This window comes from Vibrio sp. 1-2 (7-a), assembly GCF_013048515.1.
GTDB lineage: Bacteria > Pseudomonadota > Gammaproteobacteria > Enterobacterales > Vibrionaceae > Vibrio > Vibrio diabolicus.
Genome location: NZ_VHSQ01000001.1, coordinates 1,188,252 through 1,208,035 on the forward strand (window position 1 = coordinate 1,188,252; position 19,784 = coordinate 1,208,035).

Consider the following 19,784-nt stretch of genomic DNA (forward strand, 5'->3'; position numbering starts at 1 on the left):
AGGTATTGCTTTGCAACGCGCAAGCTTCCTTCATGGGCAGTTTTGTCTGAAGAAAAATAGAAAGTCCTATCTATTTCTTATAATCGGTGTATAGTGAGCTCAGCTCCTAACCGTGAGCTATTGATGAAATATTTAGTTCGAGTCTCTTCTTAGTTTTCTTTCGAGTCATTTCGTTACTCAACTCCTGTAGCAACTTATTCTTTATCTTCCATTAAATAGCCTCAGTTTTGATTTAAATACGAACGAGAGTTAGTTCTCTTAGCATGGTTATCACAACGCGCTGTCTTTACATCGATAGGTTTATAAGGAATTTAACCTTATAAAAACAATCAGTAAGCGTCAAAATAAGACATAACGCGCATAGCCACGTCGTGTATATATCACCACTATTTAGGAATAGTCATTAGCGGTGAAATATATTAATCAGCGCGATGACAATGGAATATTTAGACTTAATTTAAACCATTTTGACTTCGTTATTCCTATAAAAGTAGAGGTTAATTAGATTGACCTTTAATAAACACGATCTAGAGGAATAAAAATGAGAAAAAAACGAGATAGCTTTCAAAAAAAGAATAAAAAAAGCAATTATGAAGATAAATTTGAGTTGATGGTAAAAGAATACCACAGCGCAAAAGAAGTATTAGACGCAATGCCAGAAGGTTCGGCTGACTACGACAAGCAGAAAAAGCACTGTGAATCTCTATTTGCTAATGCCGAGCGCTTTTTTAAGCGAAATCAGTAGGCCAATTTAACGCCTAGATAAACATCCGGCAAAACACCATATACGGTAAGGGAGCACCTGCTCCCTTACTTTCAATTAAACCCAACCTTCCGCTAAGTACATCAGTCGCAATTGACTTGGTGAGCCCAGTTTATCTAATGCATCCAACTGAGCGTCACTCAGGTTTGGGCATTTATCAAGGTATACTCGTCCATTTTCGGCATCAAGTGGCAGTTTGTAAGTCAACTTTTCATTGATTTGACTCGCCTCACCTTTATCGATCGCTCGAACTGCAGGCATGAGCCAATCCCAATCTTCGCCCAACAGCTTTTTAAACGCACTATGAGCAGTTGCCTCAGTTTTACTTGGCGCATCTTCTGGACTTAGCTTCAAGATAGAATCAACGTCAGGGACTAAGTGTTCACCTGGCTCTGATCCCAACATCTTTTTCAACGTTAAGCGAGCAGCTTCCATCTCTTGTGCTTCTTTAGGCGCTTGAGGTGATGTCATCGCCGTGTTCTCTTTAGGTCCAAGGTACGCCATCAATGCGCGTACAGAAGCTGGATCTTGCATGCTGAAGGTAAAGTCTCCTTTGGCATTAGAAACTTCAAGCCTTGGTAAAACACCAGACATCTCACCTTGCATGAGTTGCTCTTTGACTTCCGTATTTAACCCGTATGCTCCAGCTTGGTTCGCAACAAAACCACCACCACTGATGATGCCAGTCGTGGCAGCCGAACCAATGGCTTCTTTTGCTATCGGCGTAACACCCGCTGTCGCTACAGAGCTCACACCAAAAGTACCCAAGCTCCCTGTCGCCATGCCCAATGTTGCCCCAACTGCACCTTCAGCTGATAACATTGCATGACCTTGAGCCAATGTTTGTTGCATCGGCATAGAGAGACGTTGGTCTCGCCCTGGAAGCTGCGAAATTTGCTCCAGCTGATGGTGGTAAGCTTCAGCATCGCCATTGACTGCCGCTTTGTGCAGCTCACGTCCTGTTGAAATTAATAGCCCTACGCCAGGCAAAGCTAGGTTGATGACAGCATTAACGCCAGAACCTTTCAGTTTTTCTTTGCCCATCTGTAACAGTTCGGCACCAAAACCATCCATTTTCCCCGGGTACTGAGCCTCTAAACTCACCTGCATACGCGGATCTTTGCTGATCGCGTCAAACGTATTTTTAAGCTGCTGGTACGTATCGCTGCTCACCTTGACTTCATCCAACAAGCTGACAACTTCTAAGATTTTGCGCTCAGTAAGCGGCTCACCGCGATAACCAGAAGGACTCACTAGGGAGTAAGCCAACAGCGCAACCTCAGGTTTTTCTTGCTTAAGTAGCGCCTGCTTTAAATCAAGGTGAGTTTTGATGTTTTCTTGGAAAAACTTAGTGTATTTGCTTCTCAACACGCCTTCGTGGATAGAAGCAAACTTGTGACCTTTGTGGAACGTTGAAGGTTCTTTTACCTCACCTCTTTTACTGATCACTCGGTCATCTTTTTGCGCAGCGACTGCACGAAACTGTTCTAGATCAGGTACTGGGCTTTGGCTGATTTTTTGCGTTGTATTGACCATTTTTCTCTCCTACACACGAAGTGATTGAACATGTGCTTGTTCATGATTAGGGGTGGTTGGAATCGCTTGATCCAACATTGCAAAACGCGCTTGCCACAATTCAGTCTGTTCAATAACCTCATGAAACCAAGCAGTAAGATTCGTCGTGTTTAGGTGCTCAACGGGTTTACGTCCCGCTAAGACAAGCTGTCGACCATTTGGGGCTAAAGCAAGTGCCAGACTGCCACTACCGATGCCCTGATAATTAGCATGAGCAAGAAGCTCTAAACCTTTTAGTCGTTGTTCGCCGGATTTTTCTAACCCTCCAAACGTCACGGACAACATCAAATCATCCGTATCTGTCGCGATGAAATACAACATGTAGCGATCATCGACCAGTAGCTGACAACGTTCATTGTCTTCAAAATTCAGTTCGGGTAACTCATTGAGTTGGCAAAACTCCAAGAGCAGTTGTTGAATCGTGTTCATAACTTTTTCCTTTTGTTTCAATAACTCTATTGAACAACGATTGCAGATTGAACGATGTCGGTAATGGCTTTATTTTTGTCACTTTTTCGCCTTCATTGTGAGGTTTTCCGCAGAAATCTCGCTGTGAAAATGAGTTGCCAGAGTAATAAAAAAGAGCAGCTCAGGGCTGCTCTTTCAATAAAGGTTAGAAGATTAGTATTATGTGTTTGCTCACTTCTTTTGCAGAGTGACTAACCCAGTTTATGGCTATCAAAAATGACTTCTGTTGGCGGGAACATATTCGAAACAGGTGGTCGTTGCGCATCTCCAAACATTGGTGCACCGAATGCGGATGTGGCCCAAGGGTCAACAATTTTCACATCCTTACTCCATGTTGATGGATCTTTGATATCACTCCCCTCTTGTCGACCAACCAGTACATAAAGGTGTGTACCTGAATGACCCTTTTTAAACGCAACCACTTCTACTTTAGGCTCACCTTCAGGTGTGCCTGACATGCCTTGAATCATCTCCGCAGCGGCAGCAAAGGCAAATGTAGTACAGCAGCCGGCTTTCGCGTTTTGTACTGCCTTAGCAATGTTTTGTAGAGTGCTTAATTGCGGTGCGGTTCCTCTTTGTGCTGCAGCTTGAACTCCGTTTGCGGACATAGTCGCTCGTTGATCTTGCATGATTCGCGCTTGATTCGCGTGAAGCGCTTCTAGTCTAGGCTTTCCTTTGGTTTCATAAAACTGCGAACCTTTTACACCAAATGTATTTAAGTCTGTACAGGCAAAATCACCAAGCTTTTGAAGGTTAGCTTTATGTTCGTTGATCAGCGCGACACTCGATGAAGCTTTATTGGTTTTGGAAGAAGAGGCCGTTTGCGCGGCTGGCCAATGTGAGCTCGGACCAGACGACAATCTCTCTAGGTTTTTCAGACTACCAAGCGTTAACTTGTTTTCACCGTTCAACACATTTTTCAGCATCAGCTTCGCAACATCTTTAGGAATACCCTGCTTCGTGAGCAGGTTCACTACAATATCTTTCGCTTTATTCTGGTGGCTAATACGCGCGCTGATACTTTTATTTTTTGATGCACCCTCTTTAACAAAAATATCTTTGCCGTTGTGTGCTCGAACCTCTTTATCGTCAGATTGATTTTGTGTCGCCAAATGGGATGTTAACTGACTCAACGAGTGCATTTGCGATGTATTAATATTGACCATGTGTAATGCCTTAAACCTGAATAAATGCGTGTACGTCTGTTTGGCTAAAATCTACAACCGTATTGTTCTGAAATAGCTGAGCCCAAGTATCCACTAGCTCATTCAGTTGAATCATCAAGTTAGCAATATTGGTGAGTTCACTCTCGGCCGCGATGGCAACCTGAAGAACCACATCTTTAGTGGTTGGATTAACGCAAAACTGCACACCGCCGGTTTCTCGATATAAGAAGTTGTATTCAAGTAAAACTTGAAGTTTGTCTAACGTAATATCCTCTTGTTCTATGTGCAGGTTTTTAGAAATCAACAACTCGCCTTTTTCCTCCACGAGCAGAACATCGACACTGTTATTTTCAGCAAAATGCAGTGACCACATTTGATCGTCATACGCTGTCACGCGTTCAAGTTTCAGCACTTCTCCTAGTTCAGAGAGAAGCATATTAATCTTTCCTGTATCCATGTTGTGTCCTGTCTAATTTAATATACCTGAGTAGCCTCGAAATATCTGATGCAGCGAGACGACTTGGGTATAACGGCTTATTTAAATAAGCTCATAAGGATAAGAGCGATTTTATGGCGTGATAGACACAAGAGCTTTATTTAAACGTCTCAATTTTATTGCTATTAGCCGTTTTAGAGAGGTAGAAAAATGAAGAATAAGTTGGATAAAGAAATAAGAAAAAGAGCGGCAATCGCCGCTCTAAAATTTTAATAGAAGAGAAAAATTACTTGATGCCGTGAAGGCTGTTCTCTGCGTTCATAGCCAAAGGATTGAATGAGTCGTTACGAAGTTCTGCTATCGCGTATAGCATGCGTCCCATGCGACCGTTTCCATCGGTGAACCCGTGATACCCAATGACTCCTGCAAACAAGTGTTTACCCAGATCTTTATCCGCCACTGGGTTTTCTTTCAAAAACCCTTCAATGTGCTGCTTTAGCATCCCCTCACCGCCAATACTTGAAGGCAAAGTACCACCCGAAATATTTGGCCCTCGGTAGTCACGTTCAACATCAGGTACCAATCGAGCGTGTAGCTCTTTTAAGTTGTCCATATTCAATAAGTCTTTCCCATTAGACGCGTATTCTTTAAGTAAAGACGTAATGTTTTCGGCATCATTCCCTTTAGAGTTAGAAGCATTAATGATCCACGCCGCAGCTCGTTCGACATTATCGGTGACGCCACTTTTGTTAAACGCGTCCTCTGCAAGTCCTTCAGCGTATACACCTTGGCTTAGATCGGTGCTTGCTAGACCTTCGATATGGCGTTGCGCCGATTTAAGATGCATCACCTCCATATCAAACACCGCTTGCATTTGAGTGATGCTACCTGCTGGATTTTTTTGCGCTGCAGACACACCACCGCCATAGTCTTTTACTACACGTCCAGCAAGCGACTTCGCTGCACTTTCGCCAATCAGTGATGTGAGGTTTTTACCAGAATCGGTTTCTAGCATTGATTCTGTCATTGCTCGCTCCGCTAACTGGTTTAGCTCAGCAGAGTGCGATTGGACCGTTTTGCTATCCAATTTTGCGAATGCATTTAATACATCTGATGCGGTTTTTATGTTTCCATCTTTGAAGAACATTTGTCCATGCTCAACAGAAGAAGCAGCTCGTAAACGCTGAGCTTGGCCTTGCTCATTATCAAATACGGCTTTTGTAAGGGCTTTCGCAACCGATTGTGAGCTGCCTTCGCGAAACAATTTTCCTGTCGCTTCAAAAAATCGCGCTACCGCACCATTAGTAGGATTGGTACGAGTAAATTCTTGGGTCGCTGCGTTGATTTGGTATTCTTTGCCACCAATACTCAGCTTGCCTTCGTTTAGTATCTCGTTGCGAGCTTGCGGCATGGCAGCCTGCAATGCGCTAACACTTCCAAAACTGATCATGTTTTAAACCCTTAATGTGGAAAAATGAGTAGTACTCGTTACCGGGACTTCGGTTGTTTTATTGATTACTTTTTGCGTGTTCGCACTTTTTAGCCATTCGATGAAATTCGCTAATGATTCATCAAGAAAAGAAGCAGTTAACAGTTGCTGGTGCAGGTGTATGAAACCGATGTATCCCGTTTCTGCCTCCCAGAATACCGCTGGAGAGCCTTGCGTTAAGGCATCTTTCATATGTTGACGCAAAACATCATCACTCGGCTTATCGCCTGAAATCAGCCCAATAAGTGTCAGGCGATCTTCTTGTGCGCGAATTGTGATTGCTGTGTTTTGGTCAATGAGTAGATGACAACAATCATCCTCATCAAAAACCAGCGACTCCAGTTGGCAGCGGCTGGCAAAATCTGTCAGTAAAGAAGTTATAAATCCATTAGCCATTCGACTAAATAATCCTATTTTTGTTGTTTTAGAGGCGCTGCTTGGTTGCAACACTTATCAACTAAGCAGCTTTCTTAGGTGTATTCTTAAGGATTTATGGCAGTGAATATTTTAGAAATGGTCGGATTTTTTTTGTTTAAAGGCATTAAAATGAAAAAACTCAGCAAGTGCTGAGTTTTTAAGATTTATTCATGAATCGTAATTTTACGCTCACTGAGCTGCTTCACCATCGCTTGCTTCAATGCATGCAACTGTCCATCAATACTGGCGTCGATGATCCCGACTTCAGTTTCCAAAATGCAGCCTCCATTTTTCAAGCGCGCATCTGCTACCACGTCAACGTAACCGACTTCAGGGTAATCACTCAATACACCAGCCACCTTTTCCCTCACATCAACAACCTGCTCTGGATGGACATGTAAAATGACCTGCTTTTGGTTGCTCACCAATTGCAACGCTTCTCGCACGACGCTCACCGTGGTATCGACATCATCAAAGGTATCGATGATCTTACGTACCGCTTCTAACACCACGCCTGTCATTTTTTCTTCGACTTGCTGATAGTAATCATTACAACGCGCTAGGGTTTCAACCATCGTTTGCGCATTTTCAATCTTGGCTTGTGCGAGACCATCTTGATAACCACGTTGTTTTTCAGTTTCGTAGGCTTGTTGGGCATTAGCAATTATGCTTTCAGCTTTGGAGTTCGCGGCTTCAACTAAGTGTTGCGAATCAAGATAACTGGCATAATCTTTCGCTTTCAGCACCTTTAAGCCAGGTGCCAGCTGCAAGTTGTCTGTTTTTATTTCAACAAATGAAACCATTGGGGAATAACCTGTTTTGCGATTTTTTTTGTGAGTCGATACGCTAGATCTCGCTGATCTTTTGCCAACCAGCTAGCCATTTCCGTACTCTCGCTGAGCTGCTGTTCTAGTTTGAATTGCCAACGCAGAACAATGTCTTCTGGCGAGTTAACTAAAACAAACCTTATCCAGGAGTACCCAAGCGCTTGCATTTTTGCTTCAACAGACCGCTCATCCAATGATTCTGGCAACGGATGTTGCCAACCTTGCGGCCAACTGGATAACAACATCGGCCCGTTTTGAATCAAGAACCGAGCGCCTTCCAATCCAAAGACGTTGTTCAGAACCTGTTTCGGATGTTTTAAAACAACGCCTCGCATTGCCACACAATGTAAAGCTCCGCCCACCATTAATACGAGTTGATTCAACGCATCCGCTGGGAGCAACGCCAAGCTATGGCAAGGTTTGTTAAAAGCCGTCTCTGGAACTGGAGATAACGCCCACTCATTTATGCACCATTGGTTAAACATGGGGTTATCTCTCCAACCTTCAATATTTAATAACCAAGGCTGTTTCTGTTCTATCCAACTTTTATGGATGTATTGGCAAGGCGCGTAGTTAAATTGATGTTGTACCTGCGCGAGCGGTGTTTCTGGTTTAACCACGCTTTGTGTTCCTGCGGCACCAAGTAAAAGTAGCGATATTTGAACCGATTAGTGCCGCTACCAAGAACACCAAAATGGCGATAAGATTATTCGCCGTCTCTTTGGTGACCTGAACCGACAAAATGCTTTTAAATTGATTGTTTTGAGTAGCAACTCGTACCTCTGATGAGGGTACCATCACTACGCTGATTCGATCGTAATTCAACCCCTCAATACTATTGTTCACCAATAATTTAATCTGAGGAACATACGAATCAAGCGCAATATCCGCCGCGTGTTTAATAAACACAGAAGCAGATGCAGGAGTTGGACGCTCTCCTGGACGTAGATCTTGATCTTCCAAAACAACATGAACACGTGCCACCAGCACGCCATCAATTTGAGATAAGGTTGAAGAAAGTTCTTGAGATTTCGCGTACACCAAACGTGCTCGTTCTGCTAATGGCGACGAGATCAAATCGTCTTTAGGAAACACCTCTTTCAATGTAGAAAACTGCTCTCTTGGATACCCTTTTCGCTTCAGCGCGTCTACAGCGAAGGCGATTTGAGAACTGTCTACCATTAACTTGACGGTGTTGTCTTTGTCAGGTTCTTTTGTTGCAACGACACCTTCGGATAATAAGATCGACAACATCTCATTCCCCTCTTTCTGAGTTACGTTGGTGTACAGCTCGGTCTGACACCCCACCAGAAACAACGTGAGCATGATGAAAACCGCTCTCATTTTATTCATCATCACTATTGTGCCTTCAATAAGGTTTCTACATTTTGTGTGGTTTTACCCACGGTTTTCGCGATCAGCTCTTCTTGAAAAGTAATGCGCGTCAGTGCCCACTGCATTTGCAGTAATTGCGCCGGATCATCACCCACCATCTTCATGTTGTCTTGCAGGTTACTTTTCGCGTTATCGATAGTATTTTTTAACTCGCTGATGTTTTCGAGCAAACCGCCCTCCAGGCCATTATTTGCCTCGGGAACCGACATAGCTTGCTCAAAACGTTCGCTTAAACCGTCTTCGACTTGCGCATCCTGCAACTTATCAATGTTGGTTTGCATCACCTCGGTGTACTGCGTGTTTATCATATGTACTCCTAAGACAAATCTAACTTGTGACTATGAGTGACGATGTTTTTCACCATCGCATTTTTTTGAATCATGAAGCTAAGCTCATCACGAACCATGTCCAGTGTTGATGCCATATCAGGTAACGACTTCAACTCAGCCCAGCAGTGCCACAAGGCTTGTTCTTTCTGGGCACCCAGTGGAAAATGCTGCGCCAACATTTCTTTAAGTGCTGCTTTATCAGCAGGAGGTTCGGCAATAAGCTGTCCCGAAAAATTCCCTAGTAACTCCTGCTTCAACACCTTTAATAAATCGGCTTGCGGGTGTTCGGTGCCCTTTGCACTCTTCGCCTCATAAAAGGCGTACCACATTGCCTCTCGTTTAACTTGAGGATCGGAGAACGCTTCATTCAACGACGATAAGACGCTTTGTTTACTGACAACTTCTGCGTCTTTTAGTGATTCATACCACGCTTTGATGCCCGCCAATTTCGCTTCTGTTTTCTCTAACGTCTCTTTTGGAGAGGCGTGTGAGGCTTCCGCTTGCTTGGCATTACGCTCCATGAGCACATTCATCTTATCTTCATCGCTCCGCTCATAATGGCGCGACTCCGATTGGCGCAGAGGTTGAGGCTGAAGAGTTAGATTACTCGAATCAACGATCATCCAAGGTTCCTAATGTCCTGAGAAAAGCTTGCAGCAAATGCTTGGCTTTCTTCGCTTCCCTGTGATGCGAGTTCTACCCAACTTTCCGCTTTGCTCAATAAACCAGCTTTGGCGGAAGCAAGGGCCGCTAAACTGATCAGATCTGGATAGGCGTTGCAAAGTGGTTCGAGCAATTGATGAGCCTCTTCGTACAAGCCTTTATTCATGAGGCTCATTGCACGAATCATCACCACGGTCTCTTCAGAACCAGAGCTTGCTTCAAGGCAGTCCGCTATCGTATTAGCTTCTTGATGACGATGCATACCGGTTGCCATCAGCGCAATTTCAGCCAGCAATTGGCGCATTTCTCGTTCCATGCTTTATACCTTCTGTAGAATCGACTGCATCACATCTTTAATCGCACGAGTGGTGGTCGCATTGATGTTGTAAACAACAGACCATTTGTTGATCGCGTGCTGAAGTTCAGCCAGCTTAGATGGATCATCGGCGTTTGTTTCTAGGTTCTTGATTGCAGTCGTCACTTCTGTGTTGGCATCTTTCGCTTGTTTTTCTAACTTAGTTTTAACATCATCAAGGTTTACACTGTTACTAGCATCGTAAAATGACATAAGACTTCCTCGTATTTTTTAGTTCGCTTCGTATGATTCAACGACCGCATGTGCGGCGGTGTAAGCTTCATACTGTTTGAGTAGCAATTGGTACTGCTGTGGTGAGCACCCTAAATCCAACTGACGTTTCACCACCGCTTGTGCTTCTAAGAGCTTGCTCTTAATCTTGTGCGCTTCCGCACCGTTTTTGTCGTTATTTAAAATTTGTTCAAGATTTGTCATTGTTCGTCTCGCCCTCGTATCCGAGTTCTATTGTTATCACCCGCCCGCCTTTGACCAGCTCAATGCCAGCAGGCGTAACACTGGATATGCGGTAGCCTTGAGGCGTTCTTGCACCAACCATGTAACGAACGTTATCGGTCAGAATCACATATGGAACCTGACCAAAGTTAACGCTACGAAACGGGAAATCGATGTTGGTGCCTTTACTCACCTTAGGTATGGATTTCAAAACTAAATACGGTTTTTCACCATATTGTTCTCGGAAGTCTCGAGTCACACCGTAAAATCGAGTCGTTTCGATATCATCAAGTTCCCCGCGTACTTCGATGCGATCACCGCTGGTAACCAACTGGACTTTTTTCAGTAGCTCCGCATCCGTCAATAAGGCTTTTAGCGTATCCATATAGGCACCCGCTCTTTGCAGTTCAACCTTCCACGCTACGAGGCCCGGTACGTCTCGCTCTAAAATTTGCTCAACTTGGTTCCAGCGGCTTGCATCATCGATATAACCCGTCAGTAACAGTGTGCCCGTCTCATCCCCATTTTCGACTTTCACCTGGTGATAGCCGAGGTTTCGCAAAATAAATCGAACCCCGCGACGGATTTCTTCCATCGTTCTTAAGTCACTTTTGTAATTGATACCTAATACATCAATTCGACCAAGCAGATCGAGTTTCTGAGTTCGATCTTCAACATAGCCTTCCAAAACCGCTTGGCGTGCGGCGGCATTCCATTCCACACGAACGTCGCTAAGTTTGAGCTCGCCTAAGATGTTGCGCACCAAAACAATGGGTTCTGCTTCTGTGACAGTCTCATTATTGTTTCCGTTAGCTTGGCTGTACCACATACCAGCAAAAATGACACTCGGGACAAAACTACAAAGCAAGGCGATGAGCGTTGTTTTTTTCCAGCTAGAGCGTTGTACAGCAACAACAGGTGTATCCTGTTCGCTAGATTCGTCGCTGACGTTACTCACGATTAACGCATCTTCTGCGTACCCCAGTGCGAACTTCACAACGCCTACAGAGACAACGGCATGGCGTGACAACTCGATCCCATCATCTTCAACAGAGATGTTTTCACCGTTAATATTTGCCTCTTTGCAGCCTCGTAAAATGACCGAGTCTTGCTGGCAAACCAACGTGAAATGGTTAGCTTCGACCCCAGCATCAGACAGCACGAGATCTGCGATAAAGTCGTCACTGCCAAGCACAAGAGCGCCCTCAGGTAAGGTGACTTCAACTCCGGAATGCACGCCTGATAAAATACGAATTTTCCATTGCTGCATCGCGGTTAAGGCTCCTCTGATGGATGCACACACTCACTTTGTGAGTCATCACATTCCAATACTTTTACACGCCACCCCTTTTGCCCTGTCGGCAATTGGCACTGCGTCAATTGAGACGACTGTTGCTGTGACAATAAGTCTTGCTGATAGCGCTCTGCTTGAGTCTTTGATGTGCAGCTATACACTTCGACGACCGATTTAAATTCAGCACTGTTGTTGGAAATGTTGTTGAGCTTGCCAATGCTTGGTCGCAGATCGTACTCATTACCAATCAACACACTATCGCCAATACCATCCACAACGATTCGCGGTTCTAGAATAAACATGCGCACCGTGCGGCGTTTAGTGTTGGTATTACTTCTAAACAACGCACCTAAATATGGAATGTCTCCCAACAGTGGTACTTTACGTAACTGATGACTCACTTCATCTCGGTACACACCACCGATGAGCAAGCTCTGTCCTTGCTTCACCGTCGCCAAGGTACTGATTTCAGTTTTACGAACGGAAGGAAGGTCGTCGACACCACCATCGGTAATCTTTGCCCCGTCTTCGAGATGAAGGCTCAGATTGATTTCTGGTCGGGCAGCAAACCTGTCACCAACGATACGCGGGACAATTCTCAGTAACGTGCCATACGTGACCTCTTCCAGTGCTGCGGTCTCTTTACCAACCAGCTTGACGTAAAACGTGCTGCTGTTGTTCAGTACCGCTTCGACATTTTCTTGGGTTAACAGTGTTGGTCTTGAAACCACTTGAGCACTGCCTTGAGATTCCAATAATCGGATTTGAGCCAACAGGTAATTCAGATTGGTTGAATCAAGCAAAGACTTAAAATTTTGTCCGCTGCCGAGAGTCACATCACCCGAACTCACATCCCCTGTTGTTTTTATATCAACAATTCGATTATTTCCGACAGACACTCCCGCTCGCCAATCCACGCCTAACTGACTTAAATCGTTGGCACTGATGTCGACAATCGATAACGCAACTTCAATTCTTGATTGCGGTTGGTCCAATTGAGCGACCAGTTTGCGATAGAGCGGTAATCGCGCTTGAGTATCACGAACAATAATCGCATTAAGGCCCGGCTCTGCTTCAACCGTTGCTCCGCCATGAACTGAGGCGGTTTTATTGCTTTTTACAGGCTTATCTGAACTGGTAACTTCTTTGTTCGACGCACTCGTCACTTGAGTTTGAACACCAGACACGACTCGCTTTAAAACCGATGCGATACCAGGAACCGTAATGGTCTGATCTCGATATGCAATTTCTCTATCCGTTGCAGAAGCGTACTTCAAAGGAATTATTTCAACGAATAACTCGTCGGTTGAATTCGACTTCTGCAGCAGGCGCGTTTCTAATGCTTCGGCTGTTTGTACAACTAAGTCGACATAACGTGGAGGACCTGCAAGATAAACCAACCCTTTACTTTCAGCGGCTCTCCACCCATAGCGCGAATCCCACACTCCAGTGGAAATTAACGTGCTTCGTAGCTCTCTGGCGGTCAATAATTCTAATTGGAGTAAACGTGAGCGCGTTTCTGTCGCCTTATAGACATGTAAGACGGCACCATCGAAATACCACATCAAGTTATAGACTTGCGATAAGTAGTCGAGGAACTCAGCCGGATCATCAGGAGTAAAACGTCCACTCACTCGATCATTAACTTTGTCACTCACAGAAACCGAAACGCGATAGTTTGCGCCAAAGTTATTCAACAACTCTTTTAATGAGTCGTTATCTGCATAGTATCGGAATGGTTGTTCGGGCCAGTGTAAGTCTGTTGCTTGTGCGAATCCCAACGGAGCAAAGCTCACAGCACACAACAGTATCTTTGTGGCAGCACGTCTGATGTTCGGAAAGACTTTTCGCATCATGGCAACCACACATTATGATTAATCGTGTGGTTCACGCGCTCGTGCTCCAATAATGCCATATAACGCTCACATAGATTAACGTGCTTGGAAAGCAAAGAAGAGAACAGCTCAATCGAACAGTCCTCGATCCTCACTTTGCTTTGCAAAATCAGCTGCTGATCATCATTCGCTGTTAGTACGCAGCCATCTTCACGGATTGTTTTTAATGAGAGCTGCATGCAACGTTGCAACGCTTGTTCTTGTTGATAATCTAGATGCTCTTTAAACTGGAAAGGTAAAGCCGCTTCCCATAAAAACCATGATGCGTGTTGTTTGATGGTCAGTGACAACTGATCAACCTCGATGTTGTAAGAGCCATTTTCTGAGGCAATAAACCCCCCTACCTTTAGCGTTTCCGCTAAAGATTTCATCATCTTATCTAACATTTAACGCCCTATTTAAATCTGGCTGAGGTGATTGCAAGCCTGGCCGCACTGGCCGCTTTGAGTGTCAAAATAGTAGTGATCGATGTCGCCAACAATTTGCATGCTCTTGAACCACTGCCATACTTTCGCAACCGCATTTTGGTCGTTGTAAACCACATCACATGCATCCCAGACTTCGTTCAGCTCAGGAGCTTCAAGTCGAACTTCCGAACACCACTTTTTCCACTCAGAGATAAACTGAGCAGTCGTAGAAGTGTACTCTGCGAACCCTTTAAGCTCGTCTAAGGACGGTTGCCACTTCTCAATTAACGAACGATGACATTCAATCACTTGCATCTGTTGTTCGCTCAACGTCCCGAGTTGATCTTTCAACTGGTGTTGTTGGCGCTCAATTAAATCGAGTTGCTGTTGTACAAACACCGCACTGGTGTCCTCTCCCGATAGTTTCGACCAATATTCCTTTTGAATATCGAGCTGATTGATAAGCTGTTCCACTTTAATGGAGGCATGCAAAGCGCTTTGGTCAACTTGACGGTTAATCCACTCGTTTAGCGATAAATGAAAACAAAGCATCAACGTTTTTGGCACCGCTAAATTGAAGCGAAAACCAAGACGCGCGTTGATGTATTCCAGTCTTTGTTCAAAAGTCACGAGTGTGCGGCTATCACTGAGCTGCGACCCAATTTCCAAAAATAAACGCATGGCGAATCGGTCAAGCGACGCACCGAGCTTTTGATACGTTTTCACCAACTGGCTTGCGCACAGGCTATCGACGACGCTTCTATCCAACAAGCGTTGAAGTAAAGATAACTGTTCATAATTAATGACGCCTTCACTCAACAATTGTCGGTGATTGACGTGCACAACATTGAAATCCTGCGTTGATCTAGAAGCACTTTCATATCGAGCTCCTCTCTGCAAAACAGTCACTTTCCGTTGTGTCACAATGCTGTCTGGAAAAAGCGAACGGCGTCGCCAATGCTGCTTTTTCATTTATGTTCGTCTCCGCACCCCTCTCGAACGATCCAGAAAGAAAGAGGTGTAATAATTTTTAATCGTTCGTTGTTACATGACGCATAATAGAATTTACGCTGATGAGTGACTTTCAAAATTAGTCAGAAAATTTTAGTCCCAAGTCATTTCATTTCGCGATAGCTACTTGATCGTCTCCCGAACGTACACGGCTTGGCGTCGTTCCAAAACGACGGCGGTAACTCTGCGTAAAGTAAGACTGACTAGAAAACCCAGCCTCCATCGCCACATCCACGATGCTCATCTTGCTCGTCAACAGGAGTTTATGAGCGTGCAACAATCGGCGCTCACTGATCCAAGCTCTTGGAGAAATGCCATAGTGCTCATTAAATAGCTCTTTAAAAGTCGTTAAGCTAGCACCAAACTCTTGCGCATAGTCAGTCAACTTCCACTCTTTGAGATAGTGTTGTTCCATAAATCGACGTAACCGTTCCGATGTTCGGTTAGTTTGTTGTGACAGCAACGCATAGAGTGATTCTCCCCCTTTGCCGTGCAGCAAAAGAATGAGTAACTCTTCATATTTTAGGCACATGATCGCATCTGGATACGCCTGTTGCTCAAGCGTCTGCATGCTGGAAAGCACTTGCTCTACGAGTATGTTCAAACCAAAAGTAAACAAGCCAGAACAAACTTTATCTACCTTGGGCAGCATCATCAAAAGATCACTGTGCTTCTGTAATAGCTGGCTAACGAGTTCATTGTCGTAGGTTATAATCGACGCTTTGTATGCCCCGTCTAAGGGCGAATACTCGAATAAGTAATCCCCTTGGGATAGAAACACCCCGTTTTCTGCCGCGACATCGATTGTGCAATCACCTGTTTGAACTCGAAGCTGACCATTGTGAACGACAACAATGTGAGATTGGTCTGAGTGAAATACTTCGTCAGATTTTTCATAGCGGGAAAAACTACGAATTTTTCGCGAGCTCGAGCCGACCTTTTCTGTGTTTAGTTGGCCTGACACATCCATTTTCTACCCTTCATTATTTTGAGTTTCTCAGTACGAGTGTTGAGAAACTTTCAAAGCAATACTTTGATTGTTGTTATTTCTAAGTACTGCTATATCAATTAAAGAAGCAAAGAAAAGAGCATAGAAGTTCATATCACTTACCATACCCCCCGAATAATTAGCGAATATCCTAAGCATTACCCTTACCTAAAGGTAAAAGTTTATCTTAGTAAACTCTGCTGTCCGTCTTTATTATTTTTATCAGATAGCGTTTATTATTAGCCAAAACTTAAATATCATTTCGTTATTAAAGTTTAGGATTTTTGTTATACATTAGAATAAAATTAAATAGATTATGGTATCGTTTATCGAACAAACTGAAATTTCCAAAATCTTAAAATTGTATGTTTTATAGCCTAAAACGCCAAGCCAACGTGTTCAAGGAGCGAGATATAATCATAAAGAATGCTATTTTTGCAACAAGTATAAGTCTTAAAAACAACTGACCCGATGACTTAAACCATGTGATTAATGTTTGTAAAAAACAACAAAACTTTCACAACAGGAAAGAGCAAATCTTTATTTTTAATAATTTAGTAAGGTCTAATTAAATGTAACCGATTACTTTTCATCTGGTTATTTTTTTGGCACGAGTATCAAGTTTTCCTGTTTTCCCTCCACTGAAAATAAATAGTTCTTTTCTTTTTCCGCTACAAGTTCCCCATTCGAGTATAGCTTTCCAATTATCTTCATGTTTCCGTCACCAGCTTGAATCGGTGCAATTAAAAATGAATACTGTACGGGTAATTGAACGCCTTGGTAGTGCTGCAATGCAGACTTAAAGCACTGATTTTTAATTACTTTACATATTTCCACATCAAGAGACGTAATCGAAGGTGGAAAGTATCCATCAACAGAAACCCAACCATAGAGTGTCGCCTGACTCTTTGTGTCAAAGCTACCTTCCCCTACAATCGGCACAGACTGACTACACCCACTTAGTAGGAATAGTCCGACAAAACCAGCCCACATAGAATTGTTCATTATGACACCATAAACTTATTTTATAGACTTAGTTCATTTTAATCTCACACAATTCTTTATGTAAAAATATAAAAGATCAACTTATATTTATACTACAAGCGGACAATAAATCGCATTCTTCAACAACACATATTTAACATTAGATTTAATTTAACTCATCGTGACTGCACCTTAATACACTTTCAATTAGGCGGGTATATTAGAGAACAAAGATATTTAAATATCTAAGAAGCACCACAATATGCATCAGAGCACATTTGTTATCGCTGTTCTATTTATCTCACCGAAATTAAAAACCAAAATATAATAACAACCGACCAATATTGATAAACACGAAGAGATACATCTAATATTTTCCTTGATAAAATTTCAAAAGGGACTATTCCTATGTCAGCACGCCAAACTATCGATGAGATTTTGCTAAAGTTTGCTCATCAAATAGGCTTGCCTGCACTGCATCTAACGGAAAATGAAGTAAGCTTAGCGTTTGATGATAATCTAAGAGTGCATATCATCTTTCATCCTGAATCGACAACCCTCCAGCTCGAAGCTGAGATTGTTGGTCTTCAAATCGTTAATTCCGATCTCTATCGTTCTTTCCTAGCCTTTAATTATCACTGGCCTGAGCATCAATTATTCTTTAGTTTAGATAATCATCGACATGTACTCTGTTTAAACCGACTCATTAACATTAAGCGACTGGATTATGAGTATTTTGAAACTGCTTTGGCGGAATTGTTGACGCAAAGTGAGTCGTGGGAGTCGTTATTGTCTGCTCATGTCGCCACTGCTGAGGTAGCTCCGATGCCACAAACTTTAGACTTAAGAGTTTAGGTGTCTCTATGTCCAACGACATCCAATCTAAATACACTAACTTACCGGTTCATGAAGTAAAGCAAGCACAGCAAAGTGATGCTCTGCCACAAGGAACGTTTCATGGCCGCAAAGTGACCCTACTCTCTTCATCAGAAAGCAGTTTGGCTCGAATGAGCTCTAAAAGAGAACTTAGCGAATGTTTAAACCAGTTTGCGAGTCTTGAGTCTTGTAATCGCGTCTTGGATTTTGATCAGCAGTTTAGTCTTGAAAAGCAAAACACCGCGGTCGAAAAACTACTTGAACGAAAAGTGGCCGTAATTCAACGTTCCTGAGCACGCAATATAGATGGGTTCAAAATATAAATTTCACGTATATACACCCTACCACCCGCAAGCCCATGCAATAAAAAACCCCGAAGGCTCGGGGTTTTGGTTAGTACTGCTTTTTCTTTGTTAACTACTTCATTTAGAAGAAGCCTAGTGGATCAACACTGTAGCTAATCAATAGGTTTTTCGTATTTTGGTAGTGATCCAACATCATCTTATGTGTTTCGCGGCCGATACCCGACTTTTTATAGCCACCGAACGCAGCGTGTGCAGGGTAAGCGTGGTAACAGTTAATCCAGATTCGACCAGCTTCGATATTACGGCCCATACGATATGCGACGTTCGCATCACGCGTCCAAACGCCTGCGCCTAAGCCATATTCGGTGTCGTTCGCGATTTCTAATGCTTCCGCTTCATCTTTAAACTTAGTGATGGCAATGACGGGGCCAAAGATTTCTTCTTGGAAAATACGCATCTTATTGTGGCCTTCCAACATCGTTGGCTGAATGTAGTAACCCTGATTGATTGACTCTGGCTGCTCAGAGACACCACCACCAAAGACCACTTTTGCACCTTCTTCACGGCCGATTTCCAGGTAACTTAAAATCTTATCAAACTGTTCTTGAGAAGCTTGGGCGCCTACTTGAGTATCGGTATCGAGCGGGTTACCTTGCTTGATTAACTGCGCACGTTCCGTCAATTTCTCTACAAACTTATCGTAAATCGCTTCATGAACTAATACGCGAGATGGACAGGTACAAACTTCGCCTTGGTTGAAGAAACCAAGTAGCGTACCTTCGATACACTTGTCGAGGTACTCATCTTCGTAATCGAAAATATCTGAGAAGTAGATGTTTGGAGATTTACCACCTAGCTCAACTGTCGATGGGATCAAGTTGTCTGCTGCACATTTTAGAATGTGATTACCAACCTGTGTTGAACCGGTAAACGCTAACTTCGCAATGCGGTTGCTGGTTGCAAGCGCTTGGCCCGCTTCTGAACCAAAACCATTAACAACGTTGATGACGCCCGGAGGCAGTAGATCACCGATCTTTTCCATAAGAACCAGAATCGACGTTGGCGTTTGCTCTGCTGGCTTCAATACCACACAGCAACCCGCCGCTAGTGCCGGTGCTAGTTTCCAAGCCGCCATCAACATTGGGAAGTTCCATGGAATAATTTGACCAACAACGCCAATCGGCTCCGGGAAGTGGTAGCTTGCGGTGTGCTCATCCAGCTCCGCCGCACTGCCTTCTTGTGCGCGAATACAGCCAGCAAAGTAACGGAAATGATCCACGACCAGCGGTAAGTCTGCTGCTAAGGTTTCGCGAACTGGTTTGCCGTTTTCCCAAGTTTCGGCAACTGCCAACTCTTCTAAATGCTGCTCAATACGATCAGCAATTTTCAGCAAGATGTTCGAGCGTTCAGTCACACTGGTTTTTGCCCATTTAGTTCTGATGTTGTGTGCCGCATCCAATGCTAAGTTGATATCCGCTTCACCAGAACGAGCAACTTTACAATACGCTTGTCCGTTGATTGGTGAGATATTATCAAAGTACTCACCGCCCGTTGGTTTTACCCATTCCCCACCGATAAAGTTATCGTAATGCGATTTAAAGTTAACAATGGCATTTTCACTACCTGGCTGTGCATAGATCATAACTCTTCCTTTTGTTTCTCGTTCAATGTGTTATTGCAGTGTCGTA

General features: G+C 43.6%; 24 protein-coding genes. 3 read left to right on the forward strand and 21 right to left on the reverse strand.

Going from position 1 to position 19,784, the window contains the following annotated elements; all coding sequences use genetic code 11:
- Positions 1 to 541 precede the first annotated feature (541 nt).
- Positions 542 to 745 carry a hypothetical protein gene (locus FKN08_RS05230; RefSeq protein ID WP_005395134.1) on the forward strand — a complete coding sequence of 68 codons (204 nt, stop codon included), beginning with the start codon at positions 542 to 544 and terminating at the stop codon, positions 743 to 745.
- A gap of 75 nt (positions 746 to 820) precedes the next feature.
- Here the strand turns inward: FKN08_RS05230 and FKN08_RS05235 are convergent, their stop codons facing one another.
- The 20 genes from FKN08_RS05235 to FKN08_RS05330 all read right to left on the reverse strand — a co-directional run bounded on the left by FKN08_RS05235 (position 821) and on the right by FKN08_RS05330 (position 16,936).
- A complete protein-coding gene (locus FKN08_RS05235) occupies positions 821 to 2,299 on the reverse strand; it encodes a hypothetical protein (RefSeq protein WP_048626456.1) in 1,479 nt (492 codons plus the stop codon).
- 9 nt (positions 2,300 to 2,308) lie between these two features.
- Positions 2,309 to 2,767: a CesT family type III secretion system chaperone gene (locus FKN08_RS05240; RefSeq protein WP_005395137.1), complete on the reverse strand. Its 459-nt coding sequence runs from the start codon at positions 2,765 to 2,767 to the stop codon at positions 2,309 to 2,311.
- Positions 2,768 to 2,997: 230 nt separating this feature from the next.
- Positions 2,998 to 3,972 carry a type III secretion system effector VopR gene (gene vopR / locus FKN08_RS05245; RefSeq protein ID WP_170891476.1) on the reverse strand — a complete coding sequence of 325 codons (975 nt, stop codon included), beginning with the start codon at positions 3,970 to 3,972 and terminating at the stop codon, positions 2,998 to 3,000.
- Between the two features lie 10 nt (positions 3,973 to 3,982).
- Positions 3,983 to 4,429: a type III secretion system chaperone gene (locus tag FKN08_RS05250; protein WP_048626459.1), complete on the reverse strand. Its 447-nt coding sequence runs from the start codon at positions 4,427 to 4,429 to the stop codon at positions 3,983 to 3,985.
- Between the two features lie 265 nt (positions 4,430 to 4,694).
- Positions 4,695 to 5,858, reverse strand: coding sequence for a VopS family T3SS effector adenosine monophosphate-protein transferase (locus FKN08_RS05255; RefSeq protein WP_145531994.1), 1,164 nt, complete (start codon positions 5,856 to 5,858; stop codon positions 4,695 to 4,697).
- A 3-nt stretch (positions 5,859 to 5,861) separates the two neighbouring features.
- Complete coding sequence (locus FKN08_RS05260) at positions 5,862 to 6,347, reverse strand: CesT family type III secretion system chaperone (protein WP_282136929.1); 486 nt, start codon at positions 6,345 to 6,347, stop codon at positions 5,862 to 5,864.
- Positions 6,348 to 6,478: 131 nt separating this feature from the next.
- Positions 6,479 to 7,117: an HrpE/YscL family type III secretion apparatus protein gene (locus tag FKN08_RS05265; RefSeq protein ID WP_006741524.1), complete on the reverse strand. Its 639-nt coding sequence runs from the start codon at positions 7,115 to 7,117 to the stop codon at positions 6,479 to 6,481.
- Complete coding sequence (gene vscK / locus FKN08_RS05270; RefSeq protein ID WP_114322286.1) at positions 7,096 to 7,761, reverse strand: SctK family type III secretion system sorting platform protein VscK; 666 nt, start codon at positions 7,759 to 7,761, stop codon at positions 7,096 to 7,098. Before vscK ends, FKN08_RS05265 begins: the two co-directional genes overlap by 22 nt.
- On the reverse strand, positions 7,754 to 8,500 hold the full coding sequence (sctJ, locus tag FKN08_RS05275; RefSeq protein WP_086012989.1) for a type III secretion inner membrane ring lipoprotein SctJ: 747 nt from the start codon (positions 8,498 to 8,500) through the stop codon (positions 7,754 to 7,756). The genes vscK and sctJ overlap by 8 nt, the downstream gene beginning before the upstream one ends.
- Positions 8,500 to 8,844, reverse strand: coding sequence for a SctI family type III secretion system inner rod subunit VscI (gene vscI / locus FKN08_RS05280; RefSeq protein WP_005377202.1), 345 nt, complete (start codon positions 8,842 to 8,844; stop codon positions 8,500 to 8,502). Before vscI ends, sctJ begins: the two co-directional genes overlap by 1 nt.
- A gap of 8 nt (positions 8,845 to 8,852) precedes the next feature.
- Positions 8,853 to 9,488 (reverse strand): YopR family T3SS polymerization control protein, encoded by a 636-nt coding sequence (locus tag FKN08_RS05285; protein ID WP_170891477.1) that lies wholly within the window; start codon positions 9,486 to 9,488, stop codon positions 8,853 to 8,855.
- Positions 9,485 to 9,844 carry a YscG family type III secretion system chaperone gene (locus FKN08_RS05290; RefSeq protein WP_170891478.1) on the reverse strand — a complete coding sequence of 120 codons (360 nt, stop codon included), beginning with the start codon at positions 9,842 to 9,844 and terminating at the stop codon, positions 9,485 to 9,487. The genes FKN08_RS05285 and FKN08_RS05290 overlap by 4 nt, the downstream gene beginning before the upstream one ends.
- A 3-nt stretch (positions 9,845 to 9,847) precedes the next feature.
- A complete protein-coding gene (gene sctF, locus FKN08_RS05295) occupies positions 9,848 to 10,096 on the reverse strand; it encodes a type III secretion system needle filament subunit SctF (protein ID WP_047009831.1) in 249 nt (82 codons plus the stop codon).
- 18 nt (positions 10,097 to 10,114) lie between these two features.
- Entirely contained in the window at positions 10,115 to 10,318 is a 204-nt protein-coding gene (locus FKN08_RS05300) for an EscE/YscE/SsaE family type III secretion system needle protein co-chaperone (RefSeq protein WP_170891479.1), read from the reverse strand.
- Entirely contained in the window at positions 10,305 to 11,606 is a 1,302-nt protein-coding gene (gene sctD, locus FKN08_RS05305; protein WP_012841765.1) for a type III secretion system inner membrane ring subunit SctD, read from the reverse strand. Before sctD ends, FKN08_RS05300 begins: the two co-directional genes overlap by 14 nt.
- A 5-nt stretch (positions 11,607 to 11,611) precedes the next feature.
- Positions 11,612 to 13,495 carry a type III secretion system outer membrane ring subunit SctC gene (gene sctC, locus FKN08_RS05310; RefSeq protein WP_104216584.1) on the reverse strand — a complete coding sequence of 628 codons (1,884 nt, stop codon included), beginning with the start codon at positions 13,493 to 13,495 and terminating at the stop codon, positions 11,612 to 11,614.
- Positions 13,483 to 13,911, reverse strand: coding sequence for a YscB family type III secretion system chaperone (locus tag FKN08_RS05315; RefSeq protein WP_047009834.1), 429 nt, complete (start codon positions 13,909 to 13,911; stop codon positions 13,483 to 13,485). The genes sctC and FKN08_RS05315 overlap by 13 nt, the downstream gene beginning before the upstream one ends.
- 12 nt (positions 13,912 to 13,923) lie before the next feature.
- Positions 13,924 to 14,904 carry a T3SS regulon anti-activator ExsD domain-containing protein gene (locus FKN08_RS05320; protein WP_006741518.1) on the reverse strand — a complete coding sequence of 327 codons (981 nt, stop codon included), beginning with the start codon at positions 14,902 to 14,904 and terminating at the stop codon, positions 13,924 to 13,926.
- Between the two features lie 148 nt (positions 14,905 to 15,052).
- Positions 15,053 to 15,913: an AraC family transcriptional regulator gene (locus FKN08_RS05325; RefSeq protein WP_006741517.1), complete on the reverse strand. Its 861-nt coding sequence runs from the start codon at positions 15,911 to 15,913 to the stop codon at positions 15,053 to 15,055.
- Positions 15,914 to 16,528: 615 nt separating this feature from the next.
- Positions 16,529 to 16,936 (reverse strand): YscW family type III secretion system pilotin, encoded by a 408-nt coding sequence (locus FKN08_RS05330; protein WP_170891480.1) that lies wholly within the window; start codon positions 16,934 to 16,936, stop codon positions 16,529 to 16,531.
- Positions 16,937 to 17,323: 387 nt separating this feature from the next.
- On the opposite strand from FKN08_RS05330, the gene exsC reads away from it, so the two are divergent.
- Together exsC and exsE2 are read left to right on the forward strand one after the other, a co-directional pair.
- Positions 17,324 to 17,770, forward strand: a complete 447-nt coding sequence (gene exsC / locus FKN08_RS05335; RefSeq protein ID WP_005397386.1) for a type III secretion system regulatory chaperone ExsC — start codon at positions 17,324 to 17,326, stop codon at positions 17,768 to 17,770.
- 8 nt (positions 17,771 to 17,778) lie between these two features.
- The gene (exsE2, locus tag FKN08_RS05340) at positions 17,779 to 18,084 is read left to right on the forward strand and encodes a T3SS regulon translocated regulator ExsE2 (RefSeq protein WP_074191265.1); all 306 of its coding nucleotides are present in this window, start codon (positions 17,779 to 17,781) and stop codon (positions 18,082 to 18,084) included.
- 133 nt (positions 18,085 to 18,217) lie between these two features.
- On the opposite strand, the gene FKN08_RS05345 is transcribed toward exsE2, so the two are convergent.
- Positions 18,218 to 19,738, reverse strand: coding sequence for an aldehyde dehydrogenase family protein (locus FKN08_RS05345; RefSeq protein WP_005397377.1), 1,521 nt, complete (start codon positions 19,736 to 19,738; stop codon positions 18,218 to 18,220).
- Positions 19,739 to 19,784: the final 46 nt, after the last annotated feature.

Excerpts from the sequence above, each read along its gene's own strand:
- FKN08_RS05230 (WP_005395134.1), top strand. The coding sequence starts at position 542 with ATGAGAAAAAAACGAGATAGCTTTCAAAAAAAGAATAAAAAAAGCAAT.
- FKN08_RS05235 (WP_048626456.1), bottom strand. The coding sequence starts at position 2,299 with ATGGTCAATACAACGCAAAAAATCAGCCAAAGCCCAGTACCTGATCTA.
- FKN08_RS05240 (WP_005395137.1), bottom strand. The coding sequence starts at position 2,767 with ATGAACACGATTCAACAACTGCTCTTGGAGTTTTGCCAACTCAATGAG.
- vopR (WP_170891476.1), bottom strand. The coding sequence starts at position 3,972 with ATGGTCAATATTAATACATCGCAAATGCACTCGTTGAGTCAGTTAACA.
- FKN08_RS05250 (WP_048626459.1), bottom strand. The coding sequence starts at position 4,429 with ATGGATACAGGAAAGATTAATATGCTTCTCTCTGAACTAGGAGAAGTG.
- FKN08_RS05255 (WP_145531994.1), bottom strand. The coding sequence starts at position 5,858 with ATGATCAGTTTTGGAAGTGTTAGCGCATTGCAGGCTGCCATGCCGCAA.
- FKN08_RS05265 (WP_006741524.1), bottom strand. The coding sequence starts at position 7,117 with ATGGTTTCATTTGTTGAAATAAAAACAGACAACTTGCAGCTGGCACCT.
- vscI (WP_005377202.1), bottom strand. The coding sequence starts at position 8,844 with ATGATAAACACGCAGTACACCGAGGTGATGCAAACCAACATTGATAAG.
- FKN08_RS05285 (WP_170891477.1), bottom strand. The coding sequence starts at position 9,488 with ATGATCGTTGATTCGAGTAATCTAACTCTTCAGCCTCAACCTCTGCGC.
- FKN08_RS05290 (WP_170891478.1), bottom strand. The coding sequence starts at position 9,844 with ATGGAACGAGAAATGCGCCAATTGCTGGCTGAAATTGCGCTGATGGCA.
- sctF (WP_047009831.1), bottom strand. The coding sequence starts at position 10,096 with ATGTCATTTTACGATGCTAGTAACAGTGTAAACCTTGATGATGTTAAA.
- FKN08_RS05300 (WP_170891479.1), bottom strand. The coding sequence starts at position 10,318 with ATGACAAATCTTGAACAAATTTTAAATAACGACAAAAACGGTGCGGAA.
- sctD (WP_012841765.1), bottom strand. The coding sequence starts at position 11,606 with ATGCAGCAATGGAAAATTCGTATTTTATCAGGCGTGCATTCCGGAGTT.
- FKN08_RS05315 (WP_047009834.1), bottom strand. The coding sequence starts at position 13,911 with ATGTTAGATAAGATGATGAAATCTTTAGCGGAAACGCTAAAGGTAGGG.
- FKN08_RS05320 (WP_006741518.1), bottom strand. The coding sequence starts at position 14,904 with ATGAAAAAGCAGCATTGGCGACGCCGTTCGCTTTTTCCAGACAGCATT.
- FKN08_RS05325 (WP_006741517.1), bottom strand. The coding sequence starts at position 15,913 with ATGGATGTGTCAGGCCAACTAAACACAGAAAAGGTCGGCTCGAGCTCG.
- FKN08_RS05330 (WP_170891480.1), bottom strand. The coding sequence starts at position 16,936 with ATGAACAATTCTATGTGGGCTGGTTTTGTCGGACTATTCCTACTAAGT.
- exsC (WP_005397386.1), top strand. The coding sequence starts at position 17,324 with ATGTCAGCACGCCAAACTATCGATGAGATTTTGCTAAAGTTTGCTCAT.
- exsE2 (WP_074191265.1), top strand. The coding sequence starts at position 17,779 with ATGTCCAACGACATCCAATCTAAATACACTAACTTACCGGTTCATGAA.
- FKN08_RS05345 (WP_005397377.1), bottom strand. The coding sequence starts at position 19,738 with ATGATCTATGCACAGCCAGGTAGTGAAAATGCCATTGTTAACTTTAAA.